Source organism: Marinomonas sp. ef1 (genome assembly GCF_002806845.1).
Lineage (GTDB): Bacteria > Pseudomonadota > Gammaproteobacteria > Pseudomonadales > Marinomonadaceae > Marinomonas > Marinomonas polaris.
Window position 1 is genome coordinate 135,570 of sequence record NZ_NHTT01000009.1, and the last position, 20,546, is coordinate 156,115.

The 20,546-nt window shown below is 42.5% G+C and carries 18 protein-coding genes; 7 read left to right on the forward strand and 11 right to left on the reverse strand.

All coding sequences use genetic code 11. The features are described 5' to 3' along the window. Positions 1 to 39 precede the first annotated feature (39 nt). The 3 genes from CCS02_RS14345 to astE form a co-directional block, all read right to left on the reverse strand. The gene (locus tag CCS02_RS14345; protein WP_198432021.1) at positions 40 to 1,026 is read right to left on the reverse strand and encodes a KpsF/GutQ family sugar-phosphate isomerase; all 987 of its coding nucleotides are present in this window, start codon (positions 1,024 to 1,026) and stop codon (positions 40 to 42) included. Positions 1,027 to 1,141: 115 nt separating this feature from the next. Beyond that, positions 1,142 to 2,128 carry a zinc ABC transporter substrate-binding protein ZnuA gene (gene znuA / locus CCS02_RS14350; protein WP_100636934.1) on the reverse strand — a complete coding sequence of 329 codons (987 nt, stop codon included), beginning with the start codon at positions 2,126 to 2,128 and terminating at the stop codon, positions 1,142 to 1,144. Between the two features lie 107 nt (positions 2,129 to 2,235). Beyond that, positions 2,236 to 3,252: a succinylglutamate desuccinylase gene (gene astE, locus CCS02_RS14355; protein ID WP_100185937.1), complete on the reverse strand. Its 1,017-nt coding sequence runs from the start codon at positions 3,250 to 3,252 to the stop codon at positions 2,236 to 2,238. A 273-nt stretch (positions 3,253 to 3,525) separates the two neighbouring features. On the opposite strand from astE, the gene CCS02_RS14360 reads away from it, so the two are divergent. From CCS02_RS14360 to hemE, 3 genes are all read left to right on the forward strand, one after another. Further along, positions 3,526 to 4,062, forward strand: a complete 537-nt coding sequence (locus tag CCS02_RS14360; RefSeq protein WP_100185936.1) for an NUDIX hydrolase — start codon at positions 3,526 to 3,528, stop codon at positions 4,060 to 4,062. Further along, positions 4,019 to 4,831, forward strand: coding sequence for a DUF2927 domain-containing protein (locus CCS02_RS14365; RefSeq protein ID WP_232617050.1), 813 nt, complete (start codon positions 4,019 to 4,021; stop codon positions 4,829 to 4,831). The genes CCS02_RS14360 and CCS02_RS14365 overlap by 44 nt, the downstream gene beginning before the upstream one ends. A gap of 154 nt (positions 4,832 to 4,985) precedes the next feature. Beyond that, entirely contained in the window at positions 4,986 to 6,086 is a 1,101-nt protein-coding gene (gene hemE / locus CCS02_RS14370; RefSeq protein ID WP_100185935.1) for a uroporphyrinogen decarboxylase, read from the forward strand. A gap of 70 nt (positions 6,087 to 6,156) precedes the next feature. On the opposite strand, the gene CCS02_RS14375 is transcribed toward hemE, so the two are convergent. After that, on the reverse strand, positions 6,157 to 6,525 hold the full coding sequence (locus tag CCS02_RS14375; protein ID WP_100636935.1) for a hypothetical protein: 369 nt from the start codon (positions 6,523 to 6,525) through the stop codon (positions 6,157 to 6,159). A 128-nt stretch (positions 6,526 to 6,653) separates the two neighbouring features. Between CCS02_RS14375 and CCS02_RS14380 the strand changes: the two genes are divergently transcribed. After that, positions 6,654 to 6,992: a P-II family nitrogen regulator gene (locus tag CCS02_RS14380; RefSeq protein WP_012068833.1), complete on the forward strand. Its 339-nt coding sequence runs from the start codon at positions 6,654 to 6,656 to the stop codon at positions 6,990 to 6,992. 87 nt (positions 6,993 to 7,079) lie between these two features. Here the strand turns inward: CCS02_RS14380 and CCS02_RS14385 are convergent, their stop codons facing one another. The 5 genes from CCS02_RS14385 to CCS02_RS14405 form a co-directional block, all read right to left on the reverse strand. Then, positions 7,080 to 7,790 (reverse strand): ABC transporter permease, encoded by a 711-nt coding sequence (locus tag CCS02_RS14385; RefSeq protein WP_100185933.1) that lies wholly within the window; start codon positions 7,788 to 7,790, stop codon positions 7,080 to 7,082. Positions 7,791 to 7,793: 3 nt separating this feature from the next. Further along, positions 7,794 to 8,483: an ABC transporter permease gene (locus CCS02_RS14390; RefSeq protein ID WP_012068831.1), complete on the reverse strand. Its 690-nt coding sequence runs from the start codon at positions 8,481 to 8,483 to the stop codon at positions 7,794 to 7,796. A 75-nt stretch (positions 8,484 to 8,558) separates the two neighbouring features. Then, positions 8,559 to 9,317 carry a transporter substrate-binding domain-containing protein gene (locus CCS02_RS14395; RefSeq protein ID WP_072839525.1) on the reverse strand — a complete coding sequence of 253 codons (759 nt, stop codon included), beginning with the start codon at positions 9,315 to 9,317 and terminating at the stop codon, positions 8,559 to 8,561. 76 nt (positions 9,318 to 9,393) lie between these two features. Then, positions 9,394 to 10,161 (reverse strand): ABC transporter ATP-binding protein, encoded by a 768-nt coding sequence (locus CCS02_RS14400; protein ID WP_072839524.1) that lies wholly within the window; start codon positions 10,159 to 10,161, stop codon positions 9,394 to 9,396. Positions 10,162 to 10,313: 152 nt separating this feature from the next. After that, on the reverse strand, positions 10,314 to 11,333 hold the full coding sequence (locus CCS02_RS14405) for a GlxA family transcriptional regulator (RefSeq protein WP_072839523.1): 1,020 nt from the start codon (positions 11,331 to 11,333) through the stop codon (positions 10,314 to 10,316). A 295-nt stretch (positions 11,334 to 11,628) separates the two neighbouring features. Here CCS02_RS14405 and CCS02_RS14410 point away from each other — a divergent pair, with 295 nt between their 5' ends. Together CCS02_RS14410 and CCS02_RS14415 are read left to right on the forward strand one after the other, a co-directional pair. Then, positions 11,629 to 16,446, forward strand: coding sequence for an NAD-glutamate dehydrogenase (locus tag CCS02_RS14410; RefSeq protein ID WP_100636936.1), 4,818 nt, complete (start codon positions 11,629 to 11,631; stop codon positions 16,444 to 16,446). A gap of 54 nt (positions 16,447 to 16,500) precedes the next feature. Further along, positions 16,501 to 17,736 (forward strand): aspartate aminotransferase family protein, encoded by a 1,236-nt coding sequence (locus CCS02_RS14415; RefSeq protein WP_100636937.1) that lies wholly within the window; start codon positions 16,501 to 16,503, stop codon positions 17,734 to 17,736. Positions 17,737 to 17,791: 55 nt separating this feature from the next. Here the strand turns inward: CCS02_RS14415 and CCS02_RS14420 are convergent, their stop codons facing one another. Next, positions 17,792 to 18,655: a PhzF family phenazine biosynthesis protein gene (locus CCS02_RS14420; protein ID WP_100636938.1), complete on the reverse strand. Its 864-nt coding sequence runs from the start codon at positions 18,653 to 18,655 to the stop codon at positions 17,792 to 17,794. Between the two features lie 213 nt (positions 18,656 to 18,868). Here CCS02_RS14420 and sbmA point away from each other — a divergent pair, with 213 nt between their 5' ends. Beyond that, positions 18,869 to 20,155 carry a peptide antibiotic transporter SbmA gene (gene sbmA / locus CCS02_RS14425; RefSeq protein ID WP_100636939.1) on the forward strand — a complete coding sequence of 429 codons (1,287 nt, stop codon included), beginning with the start codon at positions 18,869 to 18,871 and terminating at the stop codon, positions 20,153 to 20,155. A 107-nt stretch (positions 20,156 to 20,262) separates the two neighbouring features. Here the strand turns inward: sbmA and CCS02_RS14430 are convergent, their stop codons facing one another. Next, positions 20,263 to 20,472, reverse strand: coding sequence for a hypothetical protein (locus CCS02_RS14430; protein WP_072839518.1), 210 nt, complete (start codon positions 20,470 to 20,472; stop codon positions 20,263 to 20,265). Between the last annotated feature and the right edge of the window lie 74 nt (positions 20,473 to 20,546).

Sequence of the window (20,546 nt, forward strand, 5' to 3'; positions counted from 1 at the left end):
AAACACGTCTAAAGCGGCGTAAAATTAGTTGAATATTTTTTATCGATCGTAAATTTCTAAAATTCCGGACAAGTTTTTCGCATCGTCCACGACTACCAGCAAGGTTATTTTATCACGCAGCATTTGCTCTTCGGCTTGCACTATCATCACATTCTCATTGATAGTTTTTGGATTCGCTGTCATCAAACTTGCCATGGTTTTATGTATCATGCCTTCACTTTCTTTAAGCATGGCACGACGCAAATCCCCATCGGTAAAGATACCCAGCAACTTACCCGCTTCTTGAATCAATACAACACCCATTCTGCCATGAGTCATGACGGAAATAGCGTCTTTTAATGTGGTTTCTGGCGTGCAAATCGGCAGATTATCTTTGTGCATTAGGTCTTTAACACGAGTTAATAGTTTACGACCTAAGCTGCCACCAGGGTGAAAACGGGCAAAATCTTGTGGTTGAAAATTGCGACACTCCATCAAAGCCACAGCTAAAGCATCGCCCATCGCTGTTGTCATGGTCGTCGATGTGGTTGGCGCTAGATTATTTGGGCAAGTTTCTTTATCGATAGAAAGATCCAGTACGCAATCGCAATGTTTCGCCAAAGTAGAATCGATGTTTCCTACCATGGCAATACTTGGATTTCCGAAACTTTTTAGAGAAGGCAGTAAACGCATCAGTTCTTCTGTTTCACCAGAAAAACTAATCAGCACTAAGACATCTTCAGGCTGGATCATACCTAAATCGCCATGAAAAGCCTCACCCGGATGGAGAAAGAAACTTGGCGTACCTGTCGAGGCTAATGTGGCGGCAATTTTCTTACCGATCAAACCAGATTTCCCCATGCCACAAATAATCGTACGCCCCTTGCTTGCAAGAATCATTCGAACGGCTTTGGGGAATTCTTCAGTGACTTGATTGGCTAAATTGGCTAGAGCTTGAGCTTGTGTTGATAAAGTACGTCGAGCACTATCAATAAGGATATCTGAGTGGGTACTCGAATCGGCACTCAAATTAAATAGATCGCTCATAAAGCCTCGCTGCTCAATGTAATAATCGTAAAATGGGATCATTATACAGAGGAGGAAGCGGGTCGCCTACCAAAGAGCAAGTTTTCATCACTTACTCTTGGTAGATCTGGAGGAATTAACCTAAGCAGCTAAGGAATTGCCCGCTCAAACTGTCTAAAAATGAGAAGTAGGCATTTGTGCCCATTTTCACTTTGCTACCCAATGGATCTAAAGGTGCTGTTTTCACATCCGACCCTTCCAGCAAAGTTTTCACTATAGCGGGGCTAAATTGCGGCTCACTAAAAACACACTGTACTTTATTTTCTTGGATCTCATGACGGATTTCAGCTACTTTTTTCGCGCCAGGCTTGCGCTCTGGGCTGACAGTAATTTCACCTGCGTGGCTCAAGCCGTAATGCTGTTCGAAATAGCTATAACCATCATGGAACACAATGTAAGGCACTTTATTTACCTTATTAAGTGCGTTACGTATTTCAGCATCTTTAGCACTAAGACCTTTTTCAAAAGACGCTAAGTTTCCTTTGTAGTACTCAGCATTCAAAGAATCCAATGACACTAAACGAGCAGTCACAGCTTTTGCCAATATTCTAGCGTTATCAGGTGATAGCCAAACATGCGGATCTACACCGTCATGATGGTGACCTTCGTGCTCGTCATGATCACCATGCTCTTCGTGATCGCCGTGTTCTTCGTGTTCGTGGTCGCCGTGTGCTTCATGGTCGTCATGCACTTCTTCTGCTTCATCCTCATCATGATGATGTTCTTTAGCGAAGTTATGCAATGCCATCCCATCTAAAGCAAGCCATTCAATTGACGACTCTTCTTTGCCAGCATTTTCAAGCGGTTTTTCCAAGAAGCGCTCTAGTGACTCACCAACCCAAACGACGGTGTCAGCATTGATGATTTTCTTCAGATCCGAAGGACGCATGGCAAAATCATGGGGTGATGCTGTACTAGAAACGATCTGTTGAATTTCGGCTTTATCACCTGCAATCGCCGCAACAACCATAGAAACAGGTTTAATACTGGTAACTATTACTGGTTTAGCCAACGCTAGAGGAGTCAAGGCTGAAACACCCAAGGCCAAAAGAAGTTTATTCATTATTTAGTACCGTCAAATTAATGTTATAACGTAACAATACGATATAAAAAAAAGAGATTCAAGCGCTTTAGCTTAAATCTCTTTTTTATATACATGGTAAGCACAACTTAATTTAGCTGTAAATCCTCAAGCGCTATCGGTCGAACCATCAAACCCGCACGCTGCCCAACAGGAAGGTTGGTGTTAGGAAATACAATAGCATCACCAGTTTGCTTGATGTAGTAGTCACTTTTATCAGAGCGAGCCATGCGATAATCCGCTTCAAACTGAGTAAAGTTTTTTACATCGCTCGCAATACTGAGTTCATAACTGTCATCGTCTTTCACCAAGCTGTCCAATACACGAAATACATGCAAACTAGACACGGAGGATTGTGCTAAAACGCCCTTTTCCAACAATAGAGTCAAACTGGCCTCCAGATCGGCAAAGCGTGACAAATCATTTTCGCCAAACGGATACACTTTCCCAAGTTCTACCGTAAACGCATGAGCATTGTGTACAGCATAGCTATAATAGGAAAAGGTCGTTGTTGGTTGATGTGACAATAAAACAGCGTCAATCCCACTTGCTGCCAAGAACGCCAATTGCTCTTTGTTATATATAGAATTTTCAACATAGGGATAAACGACAAATTTTTCATGAACGGAACCACGAATCGCAGTGTGTAAATCGTAATGCAGCTTTATTTGATCCGTTTTATTCTCAGTAAGCGAATAGAAGTCACAAACTGCTTGCTCTAGGCGCTGCGCCCTCTTAGCTTCAAAGCCATCGTATTCTTGCCAAGCACCACGAAATAAGCGATTTAGGTTCACATCGCAAAAACGTTTTGCCAAATTTGCTGCAACAGGATTACCAATTAATACCAACAACCGGATATTTAATGAAACCTTACCCTCTAGAATGCCGGTAACCAATTGATTTACAAGCTCAATAGGACCGGTCTCATTACCATGTACGCCAACAGACAAAACAAGACTGATCACACTAGGTTGTTTAGGCTCAAGGCGTAAAACCCCAGTGTCTTCAACAAAGCCGACTCCACTTGGAAAAGAAAATCGAAAAGGTGCGATACTATCTTGGTTTGCGCGTGTTAAGGCTAAAAAATCATTGTTCAAAATGGGCATTTTTCCTACCAACTTTCCCTATCAATTTCATTGCAAAATACGACCTAAAAATAAGCGTTAATGATACCGCTTTCCGTCAAATAATAAGGCAAATAATGCCAAGCCGTACATAATACGCAAAAATAGGTCGCTTTCTAGACACCTTACGCTCTCTAGTGGGTCTATTATCTTGAGCTATTCACTTTTCTTTAATGACCAAGAAGTCTTTTCTTTCAAGACAAATGCCGATACCCTTTTGCTTTCTACCAGATTCACTTTTAAATAGAGTATTTTATGCCCGAAAATGACGAAGTCATTATCTTAGTCGACGAAAACAACAAGATAATTGGCGATGTGCCACGACACTTAATGAATTTTGGCAGAGACTATCATCGTGTCACTTATATTTTGGTGTTCAACACGGCAGGAAATTTACTCATTCAAAAAAGAACCGATGATAAAGCTTTTTGCCCAGGCTTTTACGGTGTAACCACTGGTGGCGTGGTTGAAAAAGGCGAATCTTATATCGATTCGGCCCACAGAGAACTTCAAGAAGAGCTAGGGTTTGATGCGCCACTCGAAAGCCAAGGCGTATTTTTCACCGAAGGCGAAGGCTTTAAAATTTGGGGCAAGATTTTTACTTGTCACTATGATGCAGCGCTGCATGGTGAACTAACCTTACAGCCCAAGGAAGTCGCTTCCGTTCATGAAATGAGTATCGACAGCATACTCAATAATGCCGATAACATGCCATTTACACCCGACTCGCTTAGTGCATTACAGCACTATGCAAATAAACTTACTCAGCCTCAGCTTGATGATCCGCTTTAGTCCTTTTTGGCTACTAACTTTTTTTATTTCCTCATTCGCTTTGAGTGAGGAACGCTGGCAAAACGATGCCTACATCCAAGACAGTTTTATTAAAATTGCTTTGGAGCGTGAATACAAAGAAACCAAATACCCTAAATTAATCCGCTGGAACAAACCCATTAAACTGTTCTTTGAAAGCGACAGTGGAGACGCTAGCTTGCAAAAAGAACTACTAAGTGTCCACGCTCAGCACCTTGCTCATATAACGGGGCTGTCTATTGACTTCACCAATGATCCTAAACAAGCAAATATTTTTGTTATTTTCACCACCTACGACAATATCGAAAACAAAGTCAGGCAATATATTGGCGACCCAGAAAAAATTCGCGCAGCGCTCAACGAAGCCATTTGCCTAGGAAATTTTAGTCGTAATGGAAAATACGAAATAACCAAGGGAAGTATTATTATTCCTGTTGATTATGCACGCAGAAAAGCACGTTTTTTGGACTGTATAGTGGAAGAAATCACCCAGCTGCTGGGACTCCCTAATGATTCCAATGATGTTTTTCCATCTGTATTTAATGATGTCAGCGTAGATACCTACCTTAGCCCACTGGATTATTTACTGCTTAAAGCTCTCTACTCTTCCCATCTCAAACCTGGAATGGATGTCGCACAAACAAAGGCAGCTTTTCCTAAAGTCTTAGCTGAGCTACACGCCAATAAAGACATAGAAAATGCGGCTCAGCGTGTCCAAAAATACAGTCTAAAAACCTACCTAGGTGACTAACTTTCCTCGTGAAAAATCAATCCGTAAACCCTGCCATAGATCAATATAATTAGCCTTTTCAACGACCATCTCATAAATTGTGCTTATTCACTCTGCTTTTCCTGCCCAACTTAGGTAAAATGCGCCAACTGAAAATTCATATCGGAGAGTCCTAATGTTTCCAGAGCTCAAAAATGACCGCTTCTTGCGCGCATTACTCAAACAACCTGTCGATACAACCCCTGTATGGATGATGAGACAAGCTGGACGCTACTTACCAGAATACCGCGCCAGCCGCGCCACAGCTGGTGATTTTTTGAGCCTTTGCAAAAACGATGCGTTCGCCTGCGAAGTTACACTTCAGCCACTTAAACGCTACGACTTAGACGCTGCAATCTTGTTTTCAGACATACTCACCATTCCCGACGCTATGGGATTGGGGTTGTATTTTGAAACGGGCGAAGGCCCTAAGTTTAGACATACTATTCGTAGCAAAGCCGATGTTGATGCCATCCCAGTAACGACAGCGAATGACTTAGGTTACGTAATGAAAGCCGTTACTACGATCCGTCATGCTTTAAATGGCGACGTGCCGTTGATCGGCTTTTCCGGTAGCCCATGGACACTTGCGACTTACATGGTAGAAGGTGGTTCTAGTAAGGACTTCCGTCACATCAAAGCCATGATGTATCGCTCACCTGAGACCTTACATGCGTTGTTAGACAAACTGGCTAAATCTGTTACAGCGTATCTTAACGGTCAAATATTAGCGGGCGCACAAGCGCTACAAATTTTTGATACTTGGGGTGGCGTATTAAGCGGTCCAATGTACCAACAGTTCTCTTTGCTCTACATGAAGCAAATCCTAGACGGCCTTATTCGTGTACACGAAGGCAAAAGAATCCCCGTTATTTTGTTCACTAAAAATGGCGGTCAATGGCTAGAAAACATGGCCGCAACGGGACCTGACGCACTTGGTTTAGATTGGACAACAGATATTGCAGAAGCGCGTGCTCGCGTTGGAAACAGTGTTGCGTTACAGGGCAACATTGACCCCTGCGTACTTTATGCTGGTAAAGATGTCATCGAACGTGAAGTCGAAAACGTCTTGTCTGGCTTCGGCACAGGCAGCGGTCATGTATTTAACCTAGGTCACGGCATCCACCAATTTGTGAACCCTGATCATCCAAAATACTTGATCGATGCGGTTCACGAGCTAGGACGAAAGTACCACGAACCTAAATATGATGACTTAGACGCTTTAAACGGCCTTTAAGAGCCTATTTATAAGCCATCATCAATCAACGCTAACCTTAATAGAACTAGAGGACTAAATTCTATTAAGGTTAAGCCACTAAAGACTCATATTCCTGCAAGCATAATTCTTCAGCACTCTTCTTCTGTTTCTTCCAAACTCCATCTGACGCCATTACCAGAGTGTCAAACGCCTCATCCACATAACAACAAACGTGATCAACACCACGCCAGTCCAACCAAGACAAACGTCCCAATAAACGCTCATTGGCAAGCGGTATCAATACTAGCCTCAGCTGCAAATTACTACTCGTGCCTTTGGCTTGATAACAGGCAAGGCTTTGAGGCGAAGACACACTGGATAATTGCACACCGACCCGGTTAGACAATAAAGCGGCAGTATCAGCAAAAAAAGACTCCGAACCCGCTATAAAATACTCGCTTGATGTTATTTTTTTCATTCCAAGCACTCCATTCCTATGAAGATATGTTCACTAAATGTAGATCATAATCATCGAGCCTGTAGCGACTTTTACAATAGAGTGGTATTTTTAGACTAATTAATGCTTTATTCGTATGGAGAAAAGAAATGAAACTAATTACGGCCATTGTTAAGCCTTTTAAACTTGATGAGGTGCGTGAAGCACTTTCTGAAATTGGGATTAACGGCATTACCGTCACAGAAGTGAAGGGTTTTGGGCGCCAACGAGGCCATACAGAACTTTACCGTGGCGCAGAATATGTTGTCGACTTTTTACCAAAAGTAAAACTAGAACTTGCTGTCGAAACAGACATGGTTGAACGCGCAATTGAAGCTATCCAGCACAGTGCGAATACAGGCAAAATTGGTGACGGGAAAATATTCGTTACTGCACTAGAGCAAATCATCCGTATTCGTACTGGTGAAACCGGTGCCGAAGCAATCTAAGCTATTGCCATCTAATTTGGGCAGTTAATTGCTATAAAATAAAAAAGAGGCCTCGGCCTCTTTTTTATTTTTGCAAAATCGTTGGTGCTAACCTTTATCAGGAACCTTAATAGACAGGGTTCCCAAGTAACGATTTTGACGTAACTCAATCTGACGAAAGATAGCAATGATCACAATACTAATCACCAAGTAGATAGCACCTGCCGCCAAGAAAATTTCCATCGGAGTATAGGTTCTAGCAATGATGGTTCGCGCCATACCCGTTAAATCCAAAATGGTAATAGTACTGGCCAATGCACTGCCTTTTAGCATCAAGATAATCTCGTTGCCATAAGCCGGTAACACGATGCCAAATGCACGAGGCAATAAGACTCGTCGGTACATCTGAAACTTTGTCATGCCAATTACTTTACATGCTTCCACTTCACCTTGCGGAATCGCTTGAATCGCGCCACGGAAGATCTCAGCGGTATAAGCAGAGGTATTCAGTGTAAAGGCAATAATGGCACACCAAAACGGCTCTCTCAGTATTGGCCATAAGAAACTATCTCGAACTGCATCAAATTGTGATGCGCCGTAATACACCAAAAAGATCTGAACCAACAGCGGTGTTCCACGAAAGAAAAAGATATAAGCAAAAGGTACCGCTCGAATCCATGCAACCGGTGAAATCCTTGCTAAAGCAATCGGCAAGGCAAAAATACCACCCAACACAATAGAAATAAGCACTAACTGAAGGCTAACCCAAGCTCCTTCCAGCAAACGAGGAAAATATTCAACAACAACCGAAAAATCCATACATTATCCCCTATTCAAACCACGGCTCGCTCGTTTTTCCATATAGGATACGAACACCATAGAGATAATGGTTAAAGCCAAATACATAAATGCCGCGACCAAATAAAACAAAAACGCTTGCTTGGTACTGCTCACTGCAATATTGGCTTTACGCATAATATCGTCTAGCCCGACAACAGACACCAGAGCGGTATCTTTTAGCAAAACCAGAAATAAATTCCCTAGCCCAGGCAGTGCAATTCGCCATACCTGCGGCAAAATAATACGATAGAACTTTCGAATTGGCCCCATTCCTAGAGCGATTGCCGCCTCATGTTGCCCTTTCGGAATAGACTGTAAAGCACCACGAAACACTTCTGTTGCATAGGCACCAAACGTCAAACCAAGTGCCGTCACACCCGCCGCAAATGCACCAACTTCAATATATTCGTCGTAACCAAATAAACCCGCTATCGCCATTAAAACACTGGTGGCACCAAAATAAATAATAAGCACAGTTAGCAGTTCAGGAATACCACGAATAATAGTGGTATAACCATTAGCGATCCATCGGATAACTGCGATAGAGGATAATTTAGCAGAAGCGCCTAATAATCCCAGAATCAAACCAACAAACAGCGAAGACAGCGCTAGCTCCAAGGTAACAACAGCACCTTGCAGCAGCTGATCACCGAATCCATGAAGATCAATCATAGTTTTTTCTCAGAGTAAGCTTAAAGTAGGTTTCTCGGCACGTTAGTACCGAGAAACTCTAAGAAATATCTACACTTAGTAGATAGAGAACGGGAAGTATTTAGCATTGATTTTCTGATAAGTACCGTCAGCCAGAATGGCATCAAGCGCTTTATTCAACTTCGCTTTCAACTTGTCATCGCCCTTACGAATAGCAATGGCAATGTTGTCTGTTTTCATGAAGGCATCACCTTTGAATTCAAATTTAGAACCGCTTTCTGATGTTTTCAACCAGTTATAAGTTGGCAATTCATCGGATAACACGATGTCCAAACGGCCAGAAATAAGATCTAGATAAACGTTGTCTTGGTTATCATAGAATTTCAAGTTAGCTTTACCAGCGAAATTGTCTTCAAGATATTGAGCGCCTAGAGTAGCACGCTGCGCACCGATGGTTTTTCCGTCTAGCTTAGCAAGATCAAATTTTTCACCAACGCGCCCCATGAAACGCAAACCGCCTGAGTAATATTTGTTAGTGAAATCAACAACTTTCAAACGATCTTCAGTGATAGACATAGACGCAATGATCGCATCAAATTTGCGTACTTTAAGTCCTGGAATCAAACCATCCCAATCCTGAGTTAGAATTTCACAATCAGCTTCCATTTTTGCACACAATGCGCGAGCAATATCAACGTCAAAACCTTGTGGCTTGCCAGCTTCGTCAATAAAGTTAAACGGTGCCCAAGCCCCTTCCGTTACGAAACGAACTTTATCTGCAGCTTGTACGGAAACAGCTGACAATGCTGCCGTTAACAACAACGCTGAACCCAAAACCATTTTTTTCAATTTCATTGTAATCCCCTTAGTGTATTTGTTTATTTAATCATTTTATATTTTAGAGTTTATTGCTTGAATAACGAAATATTAACTAAAAAACGCTGGATAAAAACGCCTTACAGCGTTCTGATTTTGGTGAACCAAACACTTGATCAGGCGTGCCTTTTTCTTCCACCACACCCTGATGCAGAAACACAACTTCACTAGATACTTCACGGGCAAAGTTCATTTCATGTGTCACAATAAGCATAGTACGCCCTTCTTCTGCCAAATTGCGCATAACAGTCAGCACTTCACCTACTAGCTCTGGATCTAGCGCTGATGTCGGCTCATCAAACAGAATCACTTGAGGATCCATAGCCAATGTTCTAGCGATAGCAACACGTTGCTGTTGACCACCAGAAAGTTGATTAGGATACATGTCCTTTTTCTCTGCGATACCGACCTTCCGCAATAAATGCTCAGCGTATTCAGCGACTTCCTGCTTAGGACGTTTTAGAACATGAAGCGGTCCTTCCATCACATTCTGTAAAATCGTCATGTGCGGCCATAAATTAAAACTTTGAAAAACAAAGCCTATTTGCTGGCGCATTTGAGTAAGCTGCTTCATGTTGTTGGCGACTAAATCCGATTCACCTTGAATCAAATCAAGTTTAGTACCATTAAAAAGAATATCGCCTCGGGTGGGGTTCTCAAGCAGGTTAACACAGCGTAAAAAAGTACTTTTACCTGAGCCACTAGAACCAAGAATTGAAATGACGTCACCATCGTAAGCTTTTAGGGAAATCCCCTTTAACACCTCAATATCACCAAACGTTTTGTGGATATCAATGAGCTCTAACGCCGGGACTTTCGACATGTTTTATACCTTCTTTTATTTTATGAACTTATTATTTTTACCGTGATAACAACGCAACTCTTTAATTGGCAACTAGCTAATCAAACAATCAGCTTATGCAATCAAGTAGAATACAAAAATCACGCCAAGAACAATGTAACCCGTATTTTAAGTTACTTTTTCCAAAGCCGCCTCTTTTTCTTGTCCATTTGGACAGGGGTAGCGCTTTTATTATGAATTTTATTACGTTCTTCTCTTGGCGTAATACCAAAAAAACCTTTGTAGGTTGTACTAAAATGAGGCGCAGATCCAAATCCACACTCCACACCAATCTCTGTAATTGCTTTATCCGTTTGAGTGATCAATTGCTTAGCATGCTGTAAACGTAATTCTAGATAATAACGCGACGGCACAATATCTAAATTACCTTTAAACAGTCGCTCTAGATGTCGCCTAGAAACACCAACATGATAAGCAATATCATCAGATGACAATGGCTCTTGAATATTTGCTTCCATTAGCTGAACTGCTTCAACGAGCTTAGGTTGACCTGTACCAATACGAGCCTGAAGAGGAATTCTTTGCGGATCTTCATGCGTACGAATTCGCTCACAAACAAATTGCTCAGAAATACTACTAGCAAGCGTCATACCATGCTGCTTACCTATAAGAAAAAGCATCATATCCATCGCTGCTGTACCACCGCTGCAAGTATAACGGTCTCTATCAACTTCAAAAAGGTGATTAGAAACGATCGTTTGTAAAAATTCATCACGCAAGTTAGCAAGACTGCGCCAATGAATCGTGGCTCGGTAGCCATCCAATAGTCCGGCTTTCGCCAATAAATAGCTTCCTGTACATACCCCACCAAGTCCAACCTGTTTTTTTGCTTGTTTTTTTATCCAATTTTCTAAAGTCAGACTTTCGTTTTTTATCACTGGCGATGCACCACACACAAAAATCGCATCTAAATCGCTTGGCGCATCACTTGTTAGATAGTCTGAAACGGTTGTAACCCCCGTACTTGAAGGTATTTCTCTTTCTTCATGGCTAATAGTACAAAAAGAATAAAGCTCTTTTCCTGTCACCCAGTTCGCCATATGCAATGTTTCAATAGCGGAAGAAAAACCCAACATAGAATAGTGTGGCAAGAGCAAAAAACCGTATTTTAACGGCTTTTTACTTGCCTGCATGATTTCTCTTGATGCGAATTCGGTCTTGTACAAAATATTATCCTGCGAACTATAGACAAAAAAGGAGTTTATTTCGTTTAAAATGGATAACAAAGGTTTTTTTCGTATTGAGCAAGGCTTTTTTAGTCCGATTAACCAGACATCATAACAATATGTCGCAATTAGATAAGTTAGTAGCTATCAAAGGAGTGAAATTTTCATAATAATCATATCCAGAGTCCAAACCGAATACTTTCGTAAAATTGCATTAACAACTAGTTTTATTAAGAACACCACTCACGAGGGATGAGTTCTAATGACTGATTACAAAAAAAACGAATTAATCGAACGTGTTGAAGTAGAAATAAACGAAAACTTTAGCACTGCAGAAGCGAACAACTTGATTCAACTTGCCCACCTCTACTTCCAGGACTCTTTAACGGAAGATTTGGTCAATGAGTCGATAGAAAATCTATACGGCACAATTATCTGCTTATGGGATTTCTTACAGCAACGCCCAGTAAACCAACCTAAGGTTCGTGTCTACAATCCGAACTACGAAGAGCACAGCTGGCAATCAACTCATACCGTTATCGAAATTTTAACGGATGACATGCCTTTCCTTGTCTCATCTTTCAATATGGCACTGGTTCGTCTTGGCCACACAATTCACCTAACAGCGCACCCAGTCGTACCAGTTGATCGTAATAAAAAAGGTGAACTACAAGGCATCGATTCGTCTTCAAAATCACACGAAGCCTTGATGCGCTTTGAAATCGATCGTTTGTCCGACATCAACTTGCTGGATGAAATTAAAGAAGAACTACTTAACAGCTTAGTCGATGTAAAGAAAACTGTCGCAGACTGGCCTACAATGAAAGCCAAACTAAGCGACATTATCAGCGAATCAGAACAACTTGCGCATCTAAAAAAGAATGAAGAACATCAGGAAATTCTTGATTTCTTACGCTGGGTTGCCAATGACCACTTCACCTTTATCGGCTTCCGCGCTTACGACCTTGCGGTCGAAGGCGACGAAACACACCTTAAATTGGTTGAAGGCTCAGGTCTAGGAACCTTCCGCGACATCAACGATAAGAAAGTAAAACGCGATATCGTTTTACAAGACAACCTAGCTAAATTAGCAGTAGACCCTAGTAACATTCTTGTTTTAACCAAGTCCACGGCGGTCTCCACTGTGCACCGCCCTGTCCACCTTGATTACCTAGGTGTAAAACGCTTTGATAAAAAAGGCAATGTCATAGGCGAATGGCGCTTCTTTGGTCTGTATTCATCTGCCGCTTATATCGCTCGCCTGCAAGATGTTCCGTTATTGCGCAAAAAACTGAATATCATTGTTGAAAAAGCCAATGTGGATCCAAATAGCCACAAGGGTAAAAATCTTAAGCACATTTTAAACAGCTACCCTCGTGATGAGATGCTGCAAGCTCCAGTTGATGAGCTTTTTGGTACCATCGAAAGCATCCTTGCCATTCAAGAACGCCGTCAATTGCGCGTATTCCTTCGCAAAGACATCTATGGCCGTTTCCTGAACGCCTTGGTTTACGTACCACGTGATCGTTACAACACGGAATTGCGTATGAAGATGCAAGACATCTTGATGAACGCTTGTAACGGTACTAGCTCTGAATTCAACGTACAATTCTCACAGCTTGTTTTAGCGCGCGTTAACTTCACTATTCAAATTGCGGACCCTAAACAAAGCCCGACCATCGATGCAGAAGATATTCAGCGTAAGATGCAAGATGCAATGAGCTCATGGGAAGACAAACTGCTAATGGCGCTCCATAAGAGCCATGGCGAAGAAAATGGCAACATCCTTTTCAACGACTATGTACCTTATTTGCCAGCGGCTTATCGTGAAGATTTCTCTCCAAACGCAGCTGTTTTAGACATTGAACGTTTAGGACAACTCGCTGGTGAAGGTGATATTTCAACACATATTTACCGTCAAGTTGGACAAACAAAGAATAATTACTTTTTCAAAGTATATGGCGCGGGTACAACGCTTATCTTGTCTGATGTATTACCTATTTTGGAATGCATGGGGCTACGAGTACTAGAAGCTCGCCCATATGAGCTAGACCAAAATGGTGACGGCACAGCGAACACATGGGTAGTTGAATTTGCCATCAGTGTTGATGCTGATATCAATCTTGATAAAAACTCTCAGCGTGAAGCTTTCCAAGATGCGTTTAACCAAGTCTTCAGCCGTCGTGTTGAAAATGACCGCTTTAACGCCTTAGTACTAAGCGCTTCCTTAACATGGCGTCAAGTCACCATGTTACGTGCGTTGACCAAGTACTTGATGCAATTACAAGTGCCTTTCTCTTTGCAGTACATGCAGCAAACTCTAGAGAAAAATGCAGGCATCGCTCGTCTATTGGTTCAGCTATTCGAACAACGTTTCGACCCTAGCCAAGAAGCAAAACGTGACGAGAAAGTTCAAAAGCTGCTTGAGAAAATCGATCTAGAATTAGATCAAGTTGCTAACTTGGACGAAGACCGCATTCTGAAACACTACCTTTCCGTGATTCAGGCAATGCTGCGTACCAACTTCTACCAAGCCGGCTCTGAAGGCGAAGTCAAAGATTACGTTTCTTTCAAACTAGACCCAACACTGATTCCAGCAGTACCGCTACCAAGACCGAAATTCGAAATTTTCGTTTATGCGCCGTGGGTAGAAGGTATACACATGCGCGGCGGTAAAGTCGCTCGTGGTGGTTTACGCTGGTCTGACCGTATGGAAGATTTCCGTACTGAAGTACTCGGCCTAGTAAAAGCTCAAATGGTGAAAAACGCTGTCATCGTTCCATCTGGAGCAAAAGGTGGTTTCGTTGCTAAACAATTGAAAAAGAACGCTTCTCGTGAAGAAGTACAAGCAGAAGTTATCCACTGCTACACCACCTTCATTAGTGGCTTGCTAGACATTACTGACAACCTTGTTCAAAACGAAGTGGTACCACCACTATCTGTACTTCGCTACGACGAAGACGACCCGTACTTGGTAGTAGCAGCAGATAAAGGCACAGCAACTTTCTCTGACTTGGCAAACAGTATTTCTGCGAAATATGGTTTCTGGTTAGGCGATGCTTTTGCTTCCGGTGGCTCTAATGGTTACGACCATAAAAAAATGGGCATCACGGCTCGCGGCGCTTGGGAATCCGTTAAACGTCAATTCAAAGAAATCGGCATCGATTGTCAAACAACTGACTTCACCACGGTTGGTATCGGCGACATGGCGGGCGACGTATTTGGTAACGGCATGCTGTTATCGAAACACACTTGCCTAATCGCAGCGTTTAACCACATGCATATCTTTATCGATCCAACACCCGATGCGGCGACGTCTTTTGTTGAACGTGAGCGCATGTTTAAACTGCCTCGCTCTTCTTGGGAAGATTACAACAAAGAGCTTATTTCGAAAGGCGGCGGTATTTTCAATCGCTCTGCGAAGTCCATTCCAATCAATGCGGATATTCGTAAAGCTTTGGGCATTGAAGGCAATATTAAATCTATGGCACCAACAGATTTGATCAACGCCATTCTAAAAGCGCCCGTTGATCTACTGTGGAACGGTGGCATCGGCACCTACGTTAAATCTGAAGGCGAGTCCCACGCAGACGCAGGCGACAGCGCTAACAATGGACTACGCGTAAATGGTAAAGAGCTTCGCTGTAAAATCGTTGGTGAAGGCGGCAACCTAGGCTTAACACAGCTAGGCCGTATTGAATTTGCCCAGAAAGGCGGTTCAATCAGCACCGATGCAATCGATAACTCTGCGGGTGTAGACAGCTCGGATCACGAAGTAAACATCAAGATCCTACTAAACCGCGTAGTTGAAAATGGCGATTTGACCGAGAAGCAACGTAACAGCTTGCTTGCAGAAATGACCGACGAAGTAGGTAACCTAGTATTGCGTCATAACCGCGGACAAAGTCATGTTTTGTCCTTGGCAAATGCGCAAGCACCAGTGCGTCTAGCGGATCATTGGCGTTTGATTCAATCTCTTGTCCGTGAAGGCCGTTTGAATCGTGAAATCGAGTACTTGCCTAGCGATGTTCAGATCAAAAAACGCTTAAACAAAGGTCAAGGCTTAACTCGTCCTGAAATTTCTGTACTACTGGCTTATTCGAAAATCAAATTGTCTGAGCAATTGGTAGAAGACGGTATTGGTGAAGATGTCGACTTGACCACTCAAATCAATGAGTACTTCCCCACTCAGTTGACCAAACACTTCGGCGGCCAAATGGCGTCACATCCGTTGATTCAAGAAATCATTGCTGGACATGTGACGAACAACCTAGGTAATCGAATGGGGCCAACTTTCAGCACCTACATGCAAGAAGAGACCGGCGCGTCTTCTTTGAATGTTGTTCGTGCTTACATGGCTGCGGAAGACATATTTGGCATTCCAGCACTTTGGGATGCGATTAACGGTCTAGACTTCATAGTAGCTAACCCTGTATTAAACAGCTTGTTGATCCGCATTCAGGGACTTCTAGAGCGTGCGACACTTTGGCTATTACGTAATACTCGCGAAAGCTTGTCTATTCAACGCTTAAAAGACACTTATAAACCAGGTGTTGAAGTGATTAGAGCCAATATGCAGGCGATTTTGACAGAATCTAGCCAAGCGCATCTGGCCGATATTGCAGCAAGCCTTGTCGAGCAAAATATCCCAGTAGAAGTAGCGGAAAGACTATCGTCTCTTCATTACCTGTTCTACGGATTAGACATCATTCGCGTCGCGGCAAATACCGAGACCGAAGTATTAGATGTCGCTCAAACTTACTTCGCGCTTGAAATGGACTTAGAGTTACATTGGTTGCGCCATAAAGTTAGTGAGTTATCAGCTGACGATATGTGGCAACGTCGTGCAAAAGCAGGCCTAGGCGACGAAGTGGATAATAGTTTAAGAACCCTCACCCAAGAGGTCATTCAGTCCAGTGTCGATATCAAGAAACTGGAACAACGTCTGACTCATTGGCGCGAATCAAATAATGACAGCATCAAGCATTACCGTGCGACTTTTAGTGAAATAAAAGCCGAAAGCGAATTAACACTTGCTATGGTAACTGTCGCTATTCGTGAGTTGAGAAATCTGATATAAACCTATAGGTGGCTGCCATTGCTGCCACCTATTTTTAAGAGGTCTTTTTTTGAGATGGATAGAAAAGTGACACAACAAGTAACGAGAGCAACCTTTGACGAAGTAATGGTTCCTAACTACGCACCTTCTGCGATTATTCCAGTGCGTGGCGAAGGCTCTCGCGTATGGGACAAAGAAGGCAAAGAATACATCGATTTTGCAGGCGGCATTGCTGTTACTGCATTGGGTCATTCCAATCCAACTCTAGTCAACGTCATGCGTGAGCAAGCTGGGCAACTTTGGCACTTATCAAATACCATGACCAATGAGCCAGCACTACGATTGGCCAAAAAGTTGACTGAAAAGACCTTCGCTGACCGCGTTTTCTTTGCAAACAGTGGCGCTGAAGCCAACGAAGCTGCTTTTAAACTCGCTCGCCGTTACGCGTTTGATAATTTTGGTCCAGAAAAAAACGAAATTATCGCCTTTTATAAGTCTTTCCACGGTCGTACATTATTTACCGTTTCAGTAGGCGGACAAGCAAAATATAAAGAAGGCTTTGAACCTACTCCAGGTGGCATAAAGCATTGCGACTACAATAACATTGAGCAACTTAAAGCAATTATTAGCGATAAAACATGTGCCGTTGTGATGGAACCAATTCAAGGTGAAGGCGGAATTATTCCAGCCGACATTGAATTTGCCAAACAAGTACGTGAATTGTGTGATCAATACAATGCGTTATTGGTTTATGACGAAGTGCAATCCGGTGTAGGCCGTACAGGCACGCTATACGCTTACGAGCAACTTGGCGTAAAACCTGACGTCTTAACCACTGCAAAAGCACTAGGCAATGGCTTCCCTGTAAGTGCAATGCTAGCGACAGAAAAAGCAGCAAAAAGCTTAGCATTTGGTACTCATGGTAGTACTTACGGCGGCAACCCAATGGCTTGCGCTATCGCTGAAGCGGTTATTGATATCATCGACACGCCTGAAGTATTAGGCGGTGTTGCGAAGCGTCACGATCTATTTGTTGAAGGCCTAAAAGCCATTAACGAAAAGTACCATGTCTTTAAAGACATTCGTGGCATGGGTCTTCTAATCGGTGCGGAAGTGATTGATAGCCTTGCAGGCAAAGCCGGCGAGATTGTTAAAGCATCTGCGGAAGAAGGTCTATTTGTTCTTATTGCGGGTCCAAACGTTCTACGTTTAGCGCCATCTTTGATTATCACTGAACAAGACATTGCAGATGGCCTTGCTCGACTTGATAAAGCCGTTGCGACAGTGATAGCTAACAACAAAGCTGCGTAAGCAATTAAGTACTAGGTAACATATTTAAAAATCGGACTTCGGTCCGATTTTTTATTTAATCCATACAGATAGAAATAAGTTTACTAAACGCCCCTTCTCCTCCCACTTTAACTTGCGTTAACTCTCCATTATCTACTATTAGTTGGGTCATTATACGTGATGGCATTTTCATTGCTCGCCCTTGCTCAAAAATTGCCTGCTGATAACCAAAGTGTCTATTTAAATAACAAGCAAGCGCTCCGTTCGAGCTACCTGTCGCGGATTCTTCTGGAATACCCACGGCTGGTGCGAAGTTTCGGCAACTTGCCGTATAGATGGCCTCTGGTGGGTTCATTTCAAAAACATGAAACCCAATACATTGATGCTGCTGACAGAAACGCGTTATCGCATCACTATCAACCTCAAGACAATCCAACACGCCATAGGGTACAGGAATCATCACATCAACCAACCCAGTAGATACAGCTTGAATAGGCAAACCAGATTGAGCAATAAGCTGAGGCTGAAGACCTAACATAGGGGCGATGTCTTCTGCGCTAAATTCAGCCGACCAAATTGGCAAACTTTGACTCATCAACACATCGCCCTTTAATAACACCTCAACAGCTAAGATTCCCGCTTTTGTTTCCTGTTGATAACTTCCTGCCGAAATGTGCTGTAAATGGCGCAATAACCAAAATACACTTAAGGTAGCGTGACCACAAAAGTCGACTTCTACGGTTGGGGTAAAAAAAGCCAACTGGAAATCTGCTTTATCACTTTGGCTAACAAAAGCAGTTTCAGAAACACCAACTTGCTTAGCAATAGATTGCTTTTGCAGATCCGATAGCGCATCAGCATGCAAAACCACACCGGCTAAATTTCCTCCTTGCCCTGAAATAGAAAAAGCTCGGACTAAATACACATCAACCTGTGACATATAACACTCCCATTGCTCTCATAGTGTCAATTCACCCTCAATTACCTTCAATATACAGTCACCATAATGGATTATCGTCTTTTTTGCTGATTCCTTAAGGGGTGTTTGATTGTGATTATCACTTTACTGGTTTAAGCTCCGGTAAAGCGCCATTAAACAACCCTGCGTAAATCAATGGCTTATGAAGTATTCAACTTATAGAGAAACTAAACCGTGTTTCAATCTTTCTTTCCCAAACCTAAATTATTTTTTCTTAGTTTTGCCCTGTGGGCACTTGTGTGTGTTATTAGCTGGTATGCAAAAGTCCAAGACTTAGGAGGCATCTTAAGCCTTGGCTCGCTATTTGGCGTTCATTTTCCTGTGGCGTTAGCCGAAGGTGCAGATGCCGCGGCACAAGCAGCCTTTAAGAGCGCACAAGATTCAGCACTCGATATTTGGTTATACCAATATATGGCCGCTTGTTATGCCATATTCATTGGTGGCTGGATGGCCTATGGCGGACAAAAATGGGGGAAATGGTCAGTTATAGGTTCGGGGCTGATTATTTTTATCACTTGGTTTCAGGTTCAGCTTGGCGTCATGATGAATGAGTGGTACGGCACATTTTACGACCTAATTCAAAAAGCCCTTAGCAGCCCAAATAGCATCACTATAGGCAGTTTTTACGCGCAGCTATCTACAGTATCCATCATCGTTTTTGTATCAGTAGTTGTCGCCGTTTTAAGCAATTTTTTTATCAGTCACTACGTCTTCCGATGGAGGACTTCTATGACAGATTATTACACATCAAAATGGCAACAAGTCCGTCATATCGAAGGTGCCGCACAGCGCATCCAAGAAGACACTATGCGCTTTGCATCTATATTAGAAAGCCTAGGAGTTCGCTTTCTAAATGCTGTCATGACCCTACTCGCTTTTTTACCAATATTGTGGGGGTTATCAAGCTATGTAAAAGAAATACCGTTCATAGGCGAAGTCCCACAGCCACTGGTTTTTGTCGCAATCATTTGGTCTATTTTTGGTACAGTATTACTTGCATTAGCAGGCATTAAACTTCCAGGCCTTGAGTTTAAAAACCAGCGAGTAGAAGCGGCTTACCGAAAAGAATTAGTCTATGGAGAAGATTATGAAGATCGAGCAGAACCTCTGACACTTAACGAGCTATTCGCCAACGTTCGTAAAAACTATTTTAGACTTTACGGCCATTACTTATATTTTAACGTAGTTCGCTATTCCTATATTTATATGGGCCAATTTGTACCACTAATTATACTTGCTCCATCCATCGTCGCTGGAGCCTTCACACTGGGTATTATGCAACGCATTCTTAGTGCTTTTAATCAAGTAGAAGGCTCATTCCAATTCTTAGTTAGTTCTTGGACAACCATTGTTGAACTGCTATCAATTTACAAACGTCTGAAAGCCTTTGAGGCCGTTATAAATGGTGGGGAACTACCTGAAGAAGATCTAAAGTTTGTCGAAAAAGATAACACATTCTAGCATTCACTAAATGTAGATTTTAGACATAAAAAAGCCCTGCCAGATAAAATCTAGCGGGGCTTTTTATTGTGTAACATCTTTTAAATCAATAGGATAACAACTTAAAATCAAACGTTAATATTGATATTTTGCCCTAAGTTATCCGTCGTGGTGTGTGATCCACTACTCGCAGCTGGCGTAACGTTTTTTGCGGCTTCGGCCAATAAAGCAAGATTTTGTTCCGCTTTTTGTTGCTGAGCAGCCTTGGCTAAATTAGCGCTATAGACTTCACTCGCATAATCCATCGCAGGACTGCTAACACCATTAATGCTTGGCATTCTTCCTCCTATCAATTGTGAATGGTAGATCGAAAAAAACTGATCAATGGCCAAAGTATAGCGGGTGATTGGCT